Below are 15,355 nucleotides of genomic sequence, written 5' to 3' on the forward strand. Positions count from 1 at the left end.
AAGGAGTTTCGAGTTGTCGACCAATGTTGTCTCGGAGAGTCTGATCTCCACCCTGCCCGGCTCCACCTACGTGGACGAGAACGTGTTCCGCGCCGAACAGGAACGCATCTTCGAGCAGATGTGGTTCTGCGCCGTGCGCGCAGCCGACCTCGACAAGCCCGGGGCCTACCGCACCGTGCAGATCGGCCGGGAATCCGTCATCATCACCCGCAACCGCAAGCACGGCATCCGCGCCTTCTACAACATCTGCCGCCACCGCGGCGTGAAACTGTGCATGGAGGAGACCGGCGAAGCCGGCCGCTCCTTCCAGTGCCCCTACCACGCCTGGACCTACGACTTCGACGGCAAGCTCATCGCCGCCCCCAACCTCACCAAGATGCCCGACATCGACCGCCAGGAATACGGCCTCGTCACCATCCCGGTGCGCGAGTACCTCGGCTACGTCTGGGTCTGCCTCGCCGACGACCCCCCCTCCTTCGAGGACGACGTCATGGGCGACATCCAGGACCGCCTCGGCGACACCCAGGCCATCGAGGGCTACGACATCGCCAACCTCTCCCTGGGCCGGCGCATCACCTACGACGTGAAGGCCAACTGGAAGCTCATCATCGAGAACTTCATGGAGTGCTACCACTGCGCCACCATCCACCCCGAACTCACCGAGGTCCTCCCCGAGTTCGCCGACGGCCTCGCCGCCCAGTACTTCGTCGGCCACGGCGCCGAGTTCGGCGACGACGTCCTGGGCTTCACCGTCGACGGCTCCGAAGGCCTGGACAAGCTCCCCGGCGTCGACGACGACCACGACCGCCGCTACTACGCCATCACCGTGCGCCCCACCGTGTTCGTCAACCTCGTCCCCGACCACGTCATCATCCACCGCATGTTCCCCATGGCCGCCGACCACACCATCGTGGAGTGCGACTGGCTCTACCTGCCCTCCGTGGTCGACTCCGGCAAGGACGTCTCCGCCTCCGTGGAACTCTTCCACCGCGTCAACCAACAGGACTTCGACGCCTGCGAACGCTGCCAACCCGCCATGAACTCCAAGATCTACGCCACCGGCGGCGTCCTCGTCCCCTCCGAACACCACATCGGCGCCTTCCACGACTGGATCACCGACACAATCGGCGACACCGTCCCCGCACAGTCCAGTCCCGCGAGCCAGGAGAAGGTCCAATGAGCGTCGACGACTCCCGCGTCGATCCGACGCCTGCCGACGGGGACGAGGCTCGGTCCGCGACGCCGCCCGTCGACGACACGACCATGCTGCACGAGGCGGAGGCCGAGGAGGCCGCGATCCTCGACGAGCTGAAGGTCGGTGTCGTCGAGCGGCGCAAGTCCTTCCGCACCGGCCTGGAGGGCCTCGACCGGACCATCTTCGTGGTCACCGGCGCGCTCGTGGTGGCCTTCGTGCTCTGGGGGTTCCTCGACACCGAGGGCCTGTCCACCGCCTCGACGGCGGCGCTGGGCTGGGTGCTGGAGAGCACGGGGTGGCTCTTCGTGCTCCTGGCCTCGCTGTTCGTGGTCTTCGTCCTCTGGCTGGCCGTCGGCCGGTTCGGCAACATCCCGCTGGGCCAGGACGGTGAGCGCCCGGAGTTCCGGACGGTCTCGTGGATCTCGATGATGTTCGCGTGCGGCATGGGCATCGGCCTGATGTTCTACGGCGTCGCCGAGCCGCTCTACCACTACATCGCCCCGCCGCCGGCCACGGCCGACGCGCAGACGGCCGAGGCCATCGAGGCGGCGATGGCCACGTCCCTGTTTCACTGGACGCTGCACCCGTGGGCGATGTACGCGGTGGTGGGCATCGCCATCGCCTACGGCACCTTCCGTCTGGGCCGCAAGAACCTGCTCTCCGAGGCGTTCGTCTCGATCTTCGGGCGCAAGGCCGTGGACGGCGTGGGCGGGAAGATCATCAACATGCTCGCCATCTTCGCGACCGTGTTCGGCACCGCCGCGTCGCTCGGCCTGGGTGCCCTGCAGATCGGCAGCGGTCTGCAGTTCAACGGCGTCGTCGCCGAGGTGACCACCCCGATGCTGGTGGCCGTCATCGCGGTGCTGACGTTCTGCTTCGTGGCCTCGGCCGTCTCCGGCATCGCCCGCGGCATCCAGTTCCTCTCGAACACCAACATGGTGCTGGCCCTCATCATGGCGGTCATCATCTTCGTGGTGGGCCCCAGCGTCTTCATCCTCAACCTCATCCCCTCCTCGATCGGCTCCTACGCGCAGATGCTGCCGGAGATGTCCGCCCGCACGGAGGCTCTGGGCGACGACGAGAGCATGCGCGAGTGGCTCTCCGGGTGGACCATCTTCTACTGGGCCTGGTGGGTCTCCTGGACCCCCTTCGTGGGCATGTTCGTCGCCCGGATCAGCCGGGGCCGGACCATCCGCCAGTTCGTGGTGGGAGTCCTCGTGGTGCCGTCGCTGGTGTCCCTGCTGTGGTTCGCCGTCTTCGGCGGCACGGCCATCGACATCCAGCGCCGGGCCGACGCCACGCCGGACCCGGAGGACGGGATCGCCACCGTCGTGGACGGGGCCCCGACCATCTCCTTCGACAGCGCCATCTACGACATGTTCACCGGCCTGGACCTGCCGCAGGCCGTCACCGTCGGCCTCGCCGTGCTGGCCATGGTGCTCACCGGGATCTTCTTCGTCACGGGTGCCGACTCGGCGTCCATCGTGACCGGCTCGCTCAGCTCCCGCGGCAGCCTGGAGCCATCCCGCCCCGTCGTCATCTTCTGGGGTGTGCTCATGGGCAGCGTCGCCGCGGTGATGCTCCTGGCCGGCGGCGACGATCCAGCCGCCGCCCTGGGCGGTCTGCAACGGATGACGATCGTCTCCGCCCTGCCGTTCATCCTGGTGATGTTCCTCCTGTGCTTCGCGCTGGCCCGCGACCTCCGCCAGGATCCGATGTGGCTGCGCAAGCGCCTGTCCGACTCCGTGATGAACCGCGCGGTGCGCAACGCCGTCGACGAGTACGGGCACCAGAAGTTCACCCTGGTCACCCGGGAGAGCACGGATCCGAACACGGCCGAGTTCCAGGCCGTGGACGCCACGGCCGCCGGTCAGCCGATCTACGCCCAGGAGAACGGACAGATCCGGAAGAAGGGGGCGACACGCCCGTGACGGGCGGTGCGGGNGGGCACACCCGGTCCCGCACGCACCACGGATCCGGGAGCGGACGGCCCCGCAGGGACGGCCGCTCCCGGGTGGAGCAGACAGAGCGGCCGGAAGTGCGACATTGACGAATGACTACCATGGGGACATGTCCCCACAAGCCCCCAGACCATTGCTCACCTCTGACTCCGCAACGGAGCAGGCCACCACCTCCGACGGCGTGACCCCCGGCGGGGTCCAGTCCGTGGACCGGGCGATCACGGTGCTCGAGGTGCTCGCGCGGACCGGCGGTTCGACGGTGACCGAGGTGTCCGCGGAGCTGGGAGTGCACAAGTCCACCGCGTCGCGGCTGCTCGGCGCCCTGGAGCTCCGGGGCCTGGTGCACCACCCGAGCGACGGCAGCAGGTACCAGCTCGGTTTCGGCATCCTGCGGCTGGCGCACGCGATCCCCGGCCGGCTGAGCGTGGTGGCCGAGGCGCGCGACGAGGTCCGCGGTCTGGCGAGGACCCACTCCGAGACGGTCAACCTGGCGGTCCTCCGGGAGGGCCACGCCGTCAACGTGGACCAGGAGATGGGACCCTCCTCGGTCGCGACCCACGACTGGATCGGCAGCCTGACCCCCCTGCACGCCACGGCCAGTGGAAAGGTGCTGCTGGCCGGGCTGCCGTCCGACGAGCGCGCCCAGATCGTCCGCACCCAGGGTCTGCCCGCCCTCACGGCGCGGACCATCACCTCGAAGAAGCGCCTGGAGCGTGAGCTGATCGATGTGGCCGCCCAGGGCTACGCCACCGTGTGCGAGGAGTTCGAGATCGGGCTGAACTCCGTCGCCGTGCCCGTGCGGGACCACCTGGGCAGCGTCATCGCCTCGATCAGCGTCTCGGGGCCGGCGTTCCGGTTCACGGAGAAGAACATGTGCGAACTCGTCGACGACCTCCAGGAGGCATGCCTCCGGGTGAGCAGGCGCATGGGGTACGTGCCTCAGGACGTCCCGTAGCAGGAGGTTCCGCGCCGCAACGGAGTCCCACCGGCCCGGCCGGCCCTCCGCGGCGGCGTCGGTGCCATGGTGGGTCCGTCGTGGCCCTCTGGGGCACGTCACGAGCACGTCATCGGCACGGACCCCGGACCGCGACATGTTCGTGCATGTCCGGCGGACCGTGGCGGCGCCTCGTGCCCTCTTCCTAGGGTGAGGACAAGCGCCCACGGCCACGGCCCTCGGCAGCCCGGTCGCACGGGGTCCCGGCGGACGCAGCGGGACGGTGGCGCCTCACGGAACCCGAGGAGGAGCGATCGACATGGTGCGGACGTCGGGGGCGGCCCCACGACTGGCCGAGATGCTGGGGATCGTGCTGGGCACGGACCGGATACCGGTCCGGCTGCGCGCCTGGGACGGTTCGGAGGCCGGCCCGCACGGTGCACCGGTGGTCGAGATCAGGTCCCGCCGGGCCCTGCGCAGGATCCTCTGGTCGCCCGGACAGCTCGGCCTGAGCCGCGCCTACGTGGCCGGGGAGCTCGACCTCCCGGACGACGTCTTCGCGGCCGTCGCCGCCCTGACGTCCACCGGGCAGCTCACGGACCCCGTTCCCCTGACGGCGCGCCGGCGCCGGCGGCTGCTCCGGGCCGCCGCCGGCCTGCGCGCCCTGGGTCCCCGCCCGGGGCCGCCGCCGGAGGAGGTGGACCTCGGCGGATACGGTGGGCAGCACTCCAAGGCCCGCGACGCCGCGGCGGTCTCGCACCACTACGACCTCGGCAACGACTTCTACGCGCTGGTCCTCGGCCCCTCCATGGCCTACTCCTGCGCCGTCTGGGACGACCCGTCCGGTGGGCTGGAGGCGGCGCAGGAGGCCAAGCACGACCTGGTCTGCCGCAAGCTGGGGCTGCGACCCGGGATGCGGGTGCTGGACGTGGGCTGCGGCTGGGGCAGCTTCGCCCTGCACGCCGCCCGGTGCTACGGGACCGACGTCCTCGGGGTCACCCTCTCCCCCGAGCAGGCCGCCCTGGGCCGCGAGCGCGTGTCCGCGGCGGGACTGGCCGACCGGATCGAGATCCGGGTCCAGGACTACCGCGACGTCGCCGACGGACCCTTCGACGCCGTCTCCTCGATCGGCATGTCCGAGCACGTCGGCAACGACCAGATCGACGACTACGCCGCCCGCCTGCACGGGCTGCTGCGCCCCGGCGCCCGTCTGCTCAACCATGCGATCGCCCGGCGCACCGGGGACCTCTGGGGGACCGGTGCGCCCCCGGACCATTCCGGCACCTTCATGGACCGCTACGTCTTCCCCGACACCGAGGTGCTCAGCCTCACCCGGATGATCGGCGCGCTGGAGGCGAGCGGCCTGGAGGTCCTCGACGTCGAGGCCCTGCGCCCCCACTACGGTCTGACCATCCGGGCCTGGGAGCGGCGCCTCGTGGAGCACTGGCCGGAGGCCGTCGAGCTCGTCGGGGAGGGTCGGGCCCGCGTGTGGCGGCTCTACCTGGTGGTCGCCGCCTGGACGTTCGAGTCCGGGCGGCAGGGTGTCAACCAGGTGCTCGCGCAGCGCTCCGGCGGCACGCCGCCGCTCGACCGGCCCTGGCGGGCGGCCGCGGACCGCTAGGCGCGGAAGGAGGCGATCATCGCCTCGACCTGCCGGTGCTCCTCCGACTCGGCGTACTCCCGGGCGGCCTCGAGCGTCGGGAAGTCGTGCACGGAGCTGAAGATCACCGTCCGGTAGGTGATGCCGTTGGATGCGACCACCCCCGTCTCGACCAGTCCCACGCCGTACATGACGTCCGGCGGCATCGCGGTGGGCGGCGGGACCTCCGCGTCGGTCAGCGAGGTCACGAGCCGCACCGCGTCCGGCCAGCCGTACGCGTTGCGCAGCTCGGGCGCGGAGGTCAGGTCCATGGCCACGGAACGCACCACGAACTCCCCGCTGCTGGACAGCGGCACCTCGCCCGGGACGTCCCCGAGGTGGGCCACCGGCGGCATCGGGCAGCCGGGTCCGCACACCGCGCCCCACGCGATGAGGACCGACAGGTAGCCGATGGGAGCACCGTCCGGCCCGAGCACGGGCACCGTGCCGCCGACGTCCGAGAACTCGCCGGCCACCCGCCACGTCGCGGGCAGCTGGAAGGTGAAGGCCGCGTCGGCGGCCGTGCCCGAGTACGTCACGAGCTCCACGGGAGCGGCGGTGGGTCCGGCGGTCGGATCACCGGTCGGACCGGCGGTCGGACCGGCGGTCGGACCGGCGGTCGGTCCCTCGGTCGGTCCGGTGGTCGGATCACCGGTCGGGCCGGCAGTCGGTCCGGTGGTCGGATCACCGGTCGGGCCGGCGGAGGTCGGCGGCGGGGACTGCGTGGCCGGCTCCGAGGCCGTCGGGGACTGCGCCGCCGTGGTGGCCGGGGACGTGGTGGGGCTCGTGCCCTCCCCGGTGGGGTCCCCGTCGGGCGGGGCGACGCAGGAGGCGAGGAGCAGCAGGGCCGCCGCCGCGGTGCCCAGCACCCGGAACCGCCGCGATGTGGTCGGTGACATGTCGATGGACCCCCGATCGCGGAGCACCTGCGCCGCGGGCGTCCGCCCGGCCCGGCCCCGAGGACTGCAATCTACGCCGGTCGGCTCACGGGCGGCAACGGCCGGGTGCGCGCAGCGGCCGATCGTTGTCGAAATGCACATGCCTGGGGTCTGTCGGAGCCCCTGGGTACCCTCGGAGCACGGCTCCGCTGCGGAGCCGCACCGGGAACAGGAGTGGGGCCATGGACCTGAACGGCGCGAAGATCCTCGTGGTGGGGGCGACCGGCGTCCTCGGGCAGCGGTTGTGCGAACGGCTGAGCGAGCGCAGCACCGACATCGTGGTGACCGGCCGCTCGGCCTCGGCGGCCGAGGACCTGCGGCGCCGGCTCGGTCTGCGTGCGGCCCACGCCCTGGACCTCGTCGACCACGACGAGGCCGCCGCGGTGGTGCACCGGGCGGCCGAGGAGCTCGACGGGTTCGACGTCGTGGTGATCGCGACCGGGGTCGCGGCGTTCGGCCCGGCCGTCGACGAGGACGAGGCCGTCGTGGAGGAGCTGTTCGAGGTCAACGCCCTCGGACCCATGGCGGTGGTCCGAGCGGCTCTGCCCCACCTCGCCGACGGCGGGGCGGTCGCGGTCCTCACCGGTGTCGTCGCGGAGCTGCCGCTGGCCGGGATGGCGGGCTACGCCGCGAGCAAGGCCGCCATGGCCTCGTGGTTGGGCTCGCTGCGGCGGGAGCTGCGCCGTCGTCGGATCGCGGTGGTGGACGCACGGCTGCCCCACATGGACACCGGCCTCGTGGACCGGGCGCTGACCGGCGAGCCGCCCCGGCTGCCGCCCGGGCACAACGTGGACGACGTCATCGCCGCGGTGGAGCTGGGTCTCGAGCACGGCGTCCACGAGCTCCGGATCGACTGAGCCGGGTCCCTCGACAGGAGCTGGCGCACCGGTGCGAAGGACCCGTCATGGCGCACCGCTCATGCGGGCATGCGGATGATCGGCTTGACGACGTCGCCGGACCCGCTGTCGGCGAGGGCCTGCTCGATCTCGTCGAGCTCGTAGAAGCGCACCAGCTCGTCGAAGGGGAACCGGCCCTGCCGGTGGAGGGCGATGAGGGCGGGGATGAACCTGCCGCTGCGGCTCCCGCCGCCCAGCACCCCGACGATCCGCTTGCCCCACAGCGCGCGCATGTGGTCGAGGGTGAAGCCGGCCTGCGCGGGTGCCCCGCCGATGAGCACGAGCGTCCCCAGCATGCCCACGCAGTCCGCGGCCTGCTCCACGACCCGGATCACCCCGGTGCACTCGAAGGCGTAGTCGGCGGCTCCCCCCGTGATGCGGGCCACCTCCGCGACCACGTCCGCGTCCCGGGCGTTGACGACGTGGGTGGCTCCGTACCGGGTGGCGAGCTCGAGCCGGGAGTCGTGCTGGTCCACGGCGACGACCGTGGTGGCGGCGGTGCAGCGGGCGGCCATGACCGCGGCGAGCCCCACGGCGCCGACCCCGAAGACCACGAGGGAGGAGCCGGGCTCCGGGCGCGCCTCGTTGAGCACCGCCCCGGCCCCGGTGCCGAGTCCGCAGGCCAGGGGTCCGAGCAGCTCGAGCGGCACGTCGTCGGGCGCCTTGACGAGGGCGTCGGCGAGGACGATCGAGTGGGTGGCGAAGGAGGACTGGCCGAAGAAGTGCCCGGAGACCGCCGAGCCGTCGGAGCGGGTGTACGCCGAGGTGCCGGCGTTCTCGCCCCGGAAGCGGCGCCCCGACACCAGCGCCTCCCCGGTCCGCAGGCAGTACCGCGGCTGCCCGTCCAGGCAGTTGCGGCACGCGCCGCACGAGGGCCAGCCGATGACGACCCTGTCGCCGGGCTCGACGGCGGTGACGCCCGCACCGACCCGCTCCACGATCCCCGCGCCCTCATGACCCAGGATGCCGGGCAGGGGCAGCGGCAGGTCGCCGGCGCGGGTGATGGCGTCGGTGTGGCAGACCCCGGTCGCGACGATGCGCACCAGGGCCTCCCCCCGACCGGGCTCGGCGAGCTCGACGTCCTCCAGCTCGAACGGGGCACCGATCCCCTCGACGACGGCGGCGCGGATCTGCATGGTGTTCTCCTCCGGACGTGGTGGCGCCGGATCCTCGCGGCATCGGCCCCGTGACGCCGGAGCCTCCGGCGGGTGACGGCGGTCACGCCGAGCCCCTGCTCCGCAGTCTAGGGACCCACGGCCCTCCGGTGTCGGGCGGCCGGCCCCCGCGGCGGCGTTCGCACGGGCCCGGACCGTCACAGCACCAGCCGCGGCCAGTCCCTGGTGTCCCGCAGGAGCTGCCGGTCGTGCGTGGTCAGCACCACGGCGGCGGCCGTGGCCGCGAGGGCCTCGGTGAGCTCGTCCACGAGGGCGATCGAGAGGTGGTTGGTCGGCTCGTCCAGCAGCAGCACGTGGGGACGGGACGCCAGCACGACCGCGAGCTCGAGCCGCCGTCGCTGCCCGGCGGACAGCTCGGCCAGGGGACGCTCTCCGTCCCGGGCCGCCAGCAGGCCCAGGGCCGCCAGGGGCACCACCTCGTGCTCGGCGAGCCGGCCCGCGAGCACCAGCCGGACGAGCTCCTGCTCGTACACCGTCTGCGCGGTGCGGTCTCCGTGCCGGAGCCCCTCCTGCGGCAGGTGCCCGATCCGCACCCCGGGTGCGGCCGTGCGCCGCCCCGTGTCGGGGACCAGCTCGCCGGAGAGCACCTGCAGCAGGGTGGACTTGCCCGCCCCGTTGGGGCCTCGGACCACCAGCCGGGCACCGGACTCCAGCACGACGTCGACGCTCCGGGCCGACCGGTCCCTCACCGCGACGCCCTCCGCGCGCACCAGCTCGACCTCGGACAGCACCGGCAGCTCCGGTACCGACAGCACCAGCGGGGGCTCGGGGACGTCCACGCGGTGCCGTTCGAGATCCTCCTGCCGGCGGTGCACCGACCGGACGAGCCCCGGGGCGCGGGTGGCGCGGGTGTGCTTGCCCGTGCCCTTGTCCGGTCGCCACCCGTCGACCAGACGGGAACGGGCCCGGTCGAGGTTGCCGGTCAGCCGGGCGTGCTCGGCCTGCTGCTCCCGGTGGTCGTGGATCCACCGGGAGCGCTCGGCGGCCCGGCCGGCGCGCCAGCCCGCGACCCCGCCGCCGTACCACCGCGGCCGGCCGTCCCAGCTGGGGTCCAGGTCCAGGACGGTGTCCACGACCTGCCCGAGCAACCGTCGGTCGTGGCTGACCAGGACCACGCCGCCGCGGAACCCGCGCAGTGCCGCCCCCAGGTGCGCGAGCCCCGCCGCGTCGAGGTGGTTGGTGGGCTCGTCCAGCAGGAGGAGGTCGTGGACGGTCCCGAGCAGGCAGGCCAGGCGCACCCGGTAGCGCTGGCCCACGGAGAGGGTCCCGAGCACCCGGGAGCGGTCGGTCACCGCGTGCAGGGCCTGCAGGGCGAGGTCCACCCGCCGGTCGGCGTCCCAGGCGTCGAGGGCCTGCGCGACCGTCAGGGCGTGCGCGTACCCGTCCGCGGCACCGGGCTCCTGCGCGGCGAGCGCGCGGGCGGCGGCCTCGACCTGCGCCACCGCGGTGTGCTCGGCGGTGAGCTCGAGGTCCAGGAGGTCTCCCACGGTGCCCTCGGGCGGCACGGGCAGCTCCTGGTCGACCACGGCGAGCGTGCCGGTGCGCCGGACGGTGCCGGCGTCCGGGAGGAGGGCGCCCGAGAGCACCGCCAGCAGCGAGCTCTTGCCGCGGCCGTTCTCGCCGACCACCCCCAGGCGGGTGGTCGGGGTGATCGTGAGGTCGAGGTCCTCGAGGACGGTGCGGGCACCGCGGACCAGGCGGATCCCGGTGGCGGTCAGCTGGGCGTGCTCGCCCGCGGGCACGGCGGGACGGTGGACGGGATCGGCGGACATGCTTCCTCCGGGATGCGGAGCGGGTGCGGCGGGGCCGGCGGGGCTCCTGGTGAGGGACGGGTGGGCAACAGGACATCCCGCCGCGGCGGATGTGCTGCGCGGCGGGATCCGGGGCCCGTCAGAGGAAGAAGTGGTGGAACATGCTGGATCCAGGATAGCCCGGGGCCACCGGCGCCGGATCACCCCGCCGGGATCCGCCCACCCCTCCGAGCCCCCACCTCGCGACCGCCCACCTCGCCGAGTCCCCACCGCCCGACCGCCCACCCCGCCGAGTCCCCAATCCTGCGGCGGATCCCCAGGTTTATTGCTGGGGAGACGACACAGGACTGGGGGCTCGACGCTCGGGCGGGCCGGGTGGGGCTCGGGCGGGTGGGGTGGGGGTTGGGAGCGGGATCCGGGGGGCGGGACTCACGGGGTCGTGTTCTCTGGGTCAGGGCGACCGGCGCTCCCGCAGGACGCCGGCCAGCAGGGCCGCGACGAGGGCGAACGCGGGGACCACGAGCAGTGCCGCGCGGAGCCCCACGGCGTCGGAGAGCACCCCGACGGCCGGCGAGAGACCGAGGAAACTGATCCGCATCAGCCAGCTGACCAGGGCCAGGCCCGTCCCGGTCCGCAGTCCGGGGATGTCGTCGGCGGCGTGGAAGGCCGCGGGCACGAGCGTGGCGCAGCCGAAGCCGGCCAGCGCGAACCCCGCCACTGCTGCGGCCGGAGCCGGGGCGAGGACCACGAGCAGCATCCCGGCCGCGCTCATCGCGGCACCGGCGCGGACGACCGCGGCGCGACCCCAGCGGTCGGTCATGGCGTCGCCGAGCATCCGGCCCACGAACTGCGCGGCCATGAGCGCCACCAGCCCGAGTCCCGCGGCGGCCAGCGGAGCGCCGAGCTCGGTGTTCAGGTACACCGCCGACCAGTTCTGCCCGGCGTCCTCGACCATGACCCCGGCCATGGCGATCACGGCGACCGGGAGGAGGCTGACGACGACGATGCGCCCCGCCGCCCGGTGCCCCCCGGCTCGCCGGGAGTGCGGGGCCGGCCGGGACCCGGCGGCGCCGGGCTCCGCCGTCGTCGTGCCGCCCGTCGTCGTGCCGCCCGCGGTCGTGCTGTCCGCCGTCGTGCCGTCCGGCAGCCGGGTGTCCGGGCCGACCGTGCGCAGGCCCTGGCCCTCCTCCGGGCTCAGTGCCGAGCGCAGGGCCACGAGGGCGACCGCGCTCCACACGAGCCCGCTCGCCGGCAGGTGCCACCCCAGGGGCACGCCGAGGGCGAGCGCTGCGGCTCCCATGAGTCCGCCGACCACGGCGCCCAGGCTCCACAGGGCGTGCAGGGAGTTGATGATCGAGCGGCCGCGAGCCCGCTGCACCTCCATCCCCTGGGCGTTCTGGGCGGTGTCCACGTGGGCGTCCAGCGCACCGCCCAGGAACATCGCCGCGAGGAACACCCCCACGCCGAGGCCCGTGCCGGCCCCCGGGCCCGCCCCGGCGCCGGCGGCCGCGAGGCACACGGAGAGCAGGACGGTGCCGAGCGCCGCCACCCGGCCGGAGCCGTAGCGGCGAATGGTCCGGGCGGGCAGGGCGCCCACGAGGATCGCCCCGAGCGGGAACGCCACGACCACCAGGCCGTAGAGGGTGTTGGAGAGTCCGAACGCGTCCTTGACCTCCGGCAGGCGCGGCAGCAGGTTGGCGTAGAGGGCACCGTTGGTGAGGAAGAACGCGGACACCGCGATCCGGGCGCGGCGGACCCGGGCGGGGTCGAGGTGGGCGGTCCGGACGGTCACTCCCCCGACTCTAGGGGCTGGCCATCCCCGATCCGCGATCCACCGTGCGAAACGGACAGCACCTGACCTCCGTGCTGACTACCGTGGACCCATGAGCACCCCACCCATCATCAGCGCGCGCGGACTCAGCAAGAGCTTCCGCGGGCCCGGCGGCCGGACCGTCGAGGCGGTGGCCGACCTGACCATGGACGTGGCGCCCGGCACGCTGACCGCGTTCCTCGGCCCCAACGGCGCGGGCAAGTCCACGTCGCTGCGCATGCTCACCACGCTGCTGCGGCCCACGGGCGGCACCGCCACGGTGTGCGGGTTCGACGTCGCCCGCCGGCCGGCCGAGGTGCGCGCCCGGATCGGCTACATCGGCCAGAAGAACGGGGCCGGGCAGTATCAGCGGGTGCGCGACGAGCTGCTCAGCCAGGGGGCCCTGTACGGGCTGGGCCGCGCGGAGACCCGGCGCCGCGTGGACGAGCTCGTGGAGGCGCTCGGCCTCGGAGACCTCGTCCGCCGGCCCACGATGAAGCTCTCCGGGGGGCAGCGCCGCCGCGTGGACATCGCCCTCGGCCTGATCCCCGGCCCCCGGCTGCTCTTCCTCGACGAGCCCACGACCGGGCTGGACCCGCAGTCCCGTGCGCACCTCTGGGAGCACATCCTCGAGCTGCGCCGGCGCTACGGCACCACCCTGTTCCTCACCACCCACTACCTCGACGAGGCGGACCAGTTCGCCGAGCGGGTCATGGTGGTGGACCGGGGACGGATCATCGCCGACGACACCGCGTCCCGGCTCAAGACGGACCTGGCCGGCGACCGGATCACGCTCACCTTGGACGACGACCCGGCCGCCGCCGTGGCGGCCGTCCGCCGCGCCGCCGACGCCGTGGGCGCCCCCGGCACCGAGCCGGAGGCGGACCGGACCGAGGAGGGCACGCGTGTCGTGGTCGCGGTGGACCACGGCGAGCGGGTGCTGCCCGCCCTGCTGCGCGAGCTCGACCGGAACGGCCGCACCGTGCGGACCGCCGACATCGCCCGTCCGACCCTCGACGACGTCTTCCTCCGGCTCACCGGGCGGAGCCTGCGCGAGGAGCAGCCGGACGCGCCCGAGACCGACCCGGCCTCCGAGGCCCCGAGCGTGGGAGCGCCCCGATGAGCACCGTCCCGACCAGCCGCGAGCTCCCCGACGGGACCGCGGGCGGCGGCACCGCCGGCAGCACTGCCCAGGCCCGCCCCGCCGGCGTCCTCCACGACTCCGTCAGCGTCTTCGTCCGCGAGTTGCGGCCGGTGCTCCGGGACCCCTTCAGCCTCGTGTTCTCGCTGATGCAGCCGCTGATGTTCCTCGCCTTCTTCGGCCCGCTCCTGGGCGGGATGACGGGGCTGCCCATCGACCAGGCGTTCCAGTGGTTCGTGCCGGGCATCGTGGTGATGATCGCGCTGTTCGGCACCGCGATGACCGGTTCGAACCTGCTGTTCGAGATCCAGTCCGGGGCGCACGAGCGGATGCTCGTGGCGCCCGTGACCCGCTCGGCGCTCATGGTGGGGCGCGCGTGCAAGGAGATGGTGCCGCTGGTCCTGCAGGCCCTGGTGATCTCCGGGGTCGCCGCGCTCTTCGGCTTCCGCCCGTCCCTGCCCGGCATGGTGCTGGGCCTGGCGATCCTCGCGGTCTTCGGGGTGGGCCTGGGGGCCCTGAGCTACGCCCTGGCCATCGTCTCCCGCAACCGGGACTGGATGTTCTGGACCGTGCAGCAGGGGCTGCTGTTCCCCCTCATGCTGCTGTCCGGGATGCTCCTGCCGCTCGAGGCCGGCCCGGGGTGGATGCAGGTGCTCTCGCGGTTCAACCCGCTCACCTACATGGTCGACGCCGAGCGGGCGCTGTTCAACGGCCAGTTCGGCGAGCCGGCCGTGGCCGCCGGGGCCCTCGCGGCGGTCGTGCTGGCCGCGCTGGGCCTGGCCGTGGGGATCCGCGCGATGCGCAACAGCATCTGATCGCCCGGCGGCACCCGGGTGCCCCGCCGGTCCGTCCGCCCGGTGCCGCTCAGAGCCACCGCTTCCACTTGAACACCCCGTAGAGGGCCACCCCCATGCCGAGCATGGCCAGCAGCGCGAGCGGGTAGCCCAGCGCCCACGCGAGCTCGGGCATGTGCTCGAAGTTCATCCCGTACACGGTGCCGACCAGGGTCGGGGCGAAGAGGATCGCGGCCCAGGAGGAGATCCGCTTGACCTCCTCGCTCTGCGCCAGGGCCGACTCGGTGAGCCGCTGCATCTCGTCGTTCTGCCGCTGCCCCACCAGGGTCGCGTGCACCGTGAGGGCGTTCTGCAGCAGCACCCGGAACGCGTCGGCGCGCTCGCCCACCCGGATGGCGTGGTCCTGCACGTCCCGGAGCCGCTGCTGCAGCTCGAGGTCGAGCCCGTACTTCTCCGCCCCGTTCTGCAGGGCGCCCAGCATGGCCACGAGCGGGTGGACCGCGCGCTGGAACTCGATGACCTCCCGGGAGAGCTCGTAGACGCGGCGGGACACGTCCCGGTCCGCGCCGAAGATCTCGTCCTCGATCTCGTCGATGTCGTTCTCCAGCCCTGCGACCACGGGGGCGTAGCCGTCGACCACCTCGTCGAGGATCCCGTACAGCACCGCCTGCGGGCCCGTGCCCAGCAGCTCGGGCGAGGCCTCCAGCCGGCGCCGGACCGCGGCCAGGTCGGGGGACTCGGCGTGACGGACCGTCACCACGAAGTCGCGGCCCACGAACACGTGCAGCTCCCCGAACTCGACCTTCTCGACGTCGTCCAGGTAGCGGGCCGGGCGCAGCACCACGAAGAGGGTGTCCCCGAACCGCTCCAGCTTGGCGCGCTGGTGACCCTTCAGCGCGTCCTCCACCGCCAGCTCGTGCAGCCGGAACTCGGCCGCCACGGACTGCACCTCGGCCGGCTCGGGGCGGTAGAGGCCGATCCAGGCCATCCCGCCGTGCCCGCGCATCACCGCGTACGTCTCGTCGAGGTCCTCCGGGGTCGACGCCCGCCGGCCCTCCACGTACACCACGTTCTCCACCAGTGTCACCGCGTGCTGCCTCCCGTCCTGCCCGTCCTGCTGG

At 73.2% G+C, this 15,355-nt stretch carries 12 protein-coding genes; 7 read left to right on the forward strand and 5 right to left on the reverse strand.

Features of this window, described 5'->3' with window-relative positions; translation table 11 throughout:
- Positions 1-13: 13 nt before the first annotated feature.
- The 4 genes from ACH9D3_RS01880 to ACH9D3_RS01895 all read left to right on the forward strand — a co-directional run bounded on the left by ACH9D3_RS01880 (position 14) and on the right by ACH9D3_RS01895 (position 5,711).
- Positions 14-1,180 carry an SRPBCC family protein gene (locus tag ACH9D3_RS01880; protein WP_396409392.1) on the forward strand — a complete coding sequence of 389 codons (1,167 nt, stop codon included), beginning with the start codon at positions 14-16 and terminating at the stop codon, positions 1,178-1,180.
- Positions 1,177-3,126 (forward strand): BCCT family transporter, encoded by a 1,950-nt coding sequence (locus tag ACH9D3_RS01885; RefSeq protein ID WP_396409393.1) that lies wholly within the window; start codon positions 1,177-1,179, stop codon positions 3,124-3,126. The genes ACH9D3_RS01880 and ACH9D3_RS01885 overlap by 4 nt, the downstream gene beginning before the upstream one ends.
- Before the next feature lie 139 nt (positions 3,127-3,265).
- Entirely contained in the window at positions 3,266-4,111 is an 846-nt protein-coding gene (locus ACH9D3_RS01890; protein ID WP_396409644.1) for an IclR family transcriptional regulator domain-containing protein, read from the forward strand.
- Between the two features lie 298 nt (positions 4,112-4,409).
- Positions 4,410-5,711 (forward strand): class I SAM-dependent methyltransferase, encoded by a 1,302-nt coding sequence (locus ACH9D3_RS01895; protein WP_396409645.1) that lies wholly within the window; start codon positions 4,410-4,412, stop codon positions 5,709-5,711.
- On the opposite strand, the gene ACH9D3_RS01900 is transcribed toward ACH9D3_RS01895, so the two are convergent.
- Positions 5,708-6,628, reverse strand: a complete 921-nt coding sequence (locus tag ACH9D3_RS01900) for a PT domain-containing protein (protein WP_396409646.1) — start codon at positions 6,626-6,628, stop codon at positions 5,708-5,710. The genes ACH9D3_RS01895 and ACH9D3_RS01900 overlap by 4 nt on opposite strands.
- Positions 6,629-6,849: 221 nt before the next feature.
- Here ACH9D3_RS01900 and ACH9D3_RS01905 point away from each other — a divergent pair, with 221 nt between their 5' ends.
- Positions 6,850-7,524, forward strand: coding sequence for an SDR family NAD(P)-dependent oxidoreductase (locus ACH9D3_RS01905; protein WP_396401163.1), 675 nt, complete (start codon positions 6,850-6,852; stop codon positions 7,522-7,524).
- A 59-nt stretch (positions 7,525-7,583) separates the two neighbouring features.
- Here ACH9D3_RS01905 and ACH9D3_RS01910 read toward each other — a convergent pair whose 3' ends face one another.
- The 3 genes from ACH9D3_RS01910 to ACH9D3_RS01920 all read right to left on the reverse strand — a co-directional run bounded on the left by ACH9D3_RS01910 (position 7,584) and on the right by ACH9D3_RS01920 (position 12,281).
- Entirely contained in the window at positions 7,584-8,699 is a 1,116-nt protein-coding gene (locus ACH9D3_RS01910) for an NAD(P)-dependent alcohol dehydrogenase (protein WP_396409647.1), read from the reverse strand.
- 176 nt (positions 8,700-8,875) lie between these two features.
- Positions 8,876-10,510, reverse strand: coding sequence for an ATP-binding cassette domain-containing protein (locus ACH9D3_RS01915; protein ID WP_396409648.1), 1,635 nt, complete (start codon positions 10,508-10,510; stop codon positions 8,876-8,878).
- Positions 10,511-10,940: 430 nt separating this feature from the next.
- Positions 10,941-12,281, reverse strand: a complete 1,341-nt coding sequence (locus ACH9D3_RS01920) for an MFS transporter (protein ID WP_396409649.1) — start codon at positions 12,279-12,281, stop codon at positions 10,941-10,943.
- Positions 12,282-12,372: 91 nt separating this feature from the next.
- Between ACH9D3_RS01920 and ACH9D3_RS01925 the strand changes: the two genes are divergently transcribed.
- Both ACH9D3_RS01925 and ACH9D3_RS01930 read left to right on the forward strand, forming a co-directional pair.
- Positions 12,373-13,422 carry an ABC transporter ATP-binding protein gene (locus ACH9D3_RS01925; protein ID WP_396409650.1) on the forward strand — a complete coding sequence of 350 codons (1,050 nt, stop codon included), beginning with the start codon at positions 12,373-12,375 and terminating at the stop codon, positions 13,420-13,422.
- Positions 13,419-14,255, forward strand: coding sequence for an ABC transporter permease (locus ACH9D3_RS01930; protein WP_396409651.1), 837 nt, complete (start codon positions 13,419-13,421; stop codon positions 14,253-14,255). Before ACH9D3_RS01925 ends, ACH9D3_RS01930 begins: the two co-directional genes overlap by 4 nt.
- Before the next feature lie 49 nt (positions 14,256-14,304).
- On the opposite strand, the gene ACH9D3_RS01935 is transcribed toward ACH9D3_RS01930, so the two are convergent.
- Entirely contained in the window at positions 14,305-15,321 is a 1,017-nt protein-coding gene (locus tag ACH9D3_RS01935; protein WP_396401169.1) for a magnesium and cobalt transport protein CorA, read from the reverse strand.
- Positions 15,322-15,355: the final 34 nt, after the last annotated feature.

The sequence above is a fragment of the Kocuria kalidii genome, assembly GCF_044462225.1.
In the GTDB taxonomy this organism is placed as follows: Bacteria; Actinomycetota; Actinomycetes; order Actinomycetales; family Micrococcaceae; genus Kocuria; species Kocuria kalidii.

Bases quoted from the DNA above. Each gene is read 5' to 3' on its own strand.
- ACH9D3_RS01885 (WP_396409393.1), top strand. From the start codon at position 1,177: ATGAGCGTCGACGACTCCCGCGTCGATCCGACGCCTGCCGACGGGGAC.
- ACH9D3_RS01930 (WP_396409651.1), top strand. From the start codon at position 13,419: ATGAGCACCGTCCCGACCAGCCGCGAGCTCCCCGACGGGACCGCGGGC.
- ACH9D3_RS01905 (WP_396401163.1), top strand. From the start codon at position 6,850: ATGGACCTGAACGGCGCGAAGATCCTCGTGGTGGGGGCGACCGGCGTC.
- ACH9D3_RS01925 (WP_396409650.1), top strand. From the start codon at position 12,373: ATGAGCACCCCACCCATCATCAGCGCGCGCGGACTCAGCAAGAGCTTC.
- ACH9D3_RS01900 (WP_396409646.1), bottom strand. From the start codon at position 6,628: ATGTCACCGACCACATCGCGGCGGTTCCGGGTGCTGGGCACCGCGGCG.
- ACH9D3_RS01890 (WP_396409644.1), top strand. From the start codon at position 3,266: ATGTCCCCACAAGCCCCCAGACCATTGCTCACCTCTGACTCCGCAACG.
- ACH9D3_RS01910 (WP_396409647.1), bottom strand. From the start codon at position 8,699: ATGCAGATCCGCGCCGCCGTCGTCGAGGGGATCGGTGCCCCGTTCGAG.
- ACH9D3_RS01915 (WP_396409648.1), bottom strand. From the start codon at position 10,510: ATGTCCGCCGATCCCGTCCACCGTCCCGCCGTGCCCGCGGGCGAGCAC.
- ACH9D3_RS01895 (WP_396409645.1), top strand. From the start codon at position 4,410: ATGGTGCGGACGTCGGGGGCGGCCCCACGACTGGCCGAGATGCTGGGG.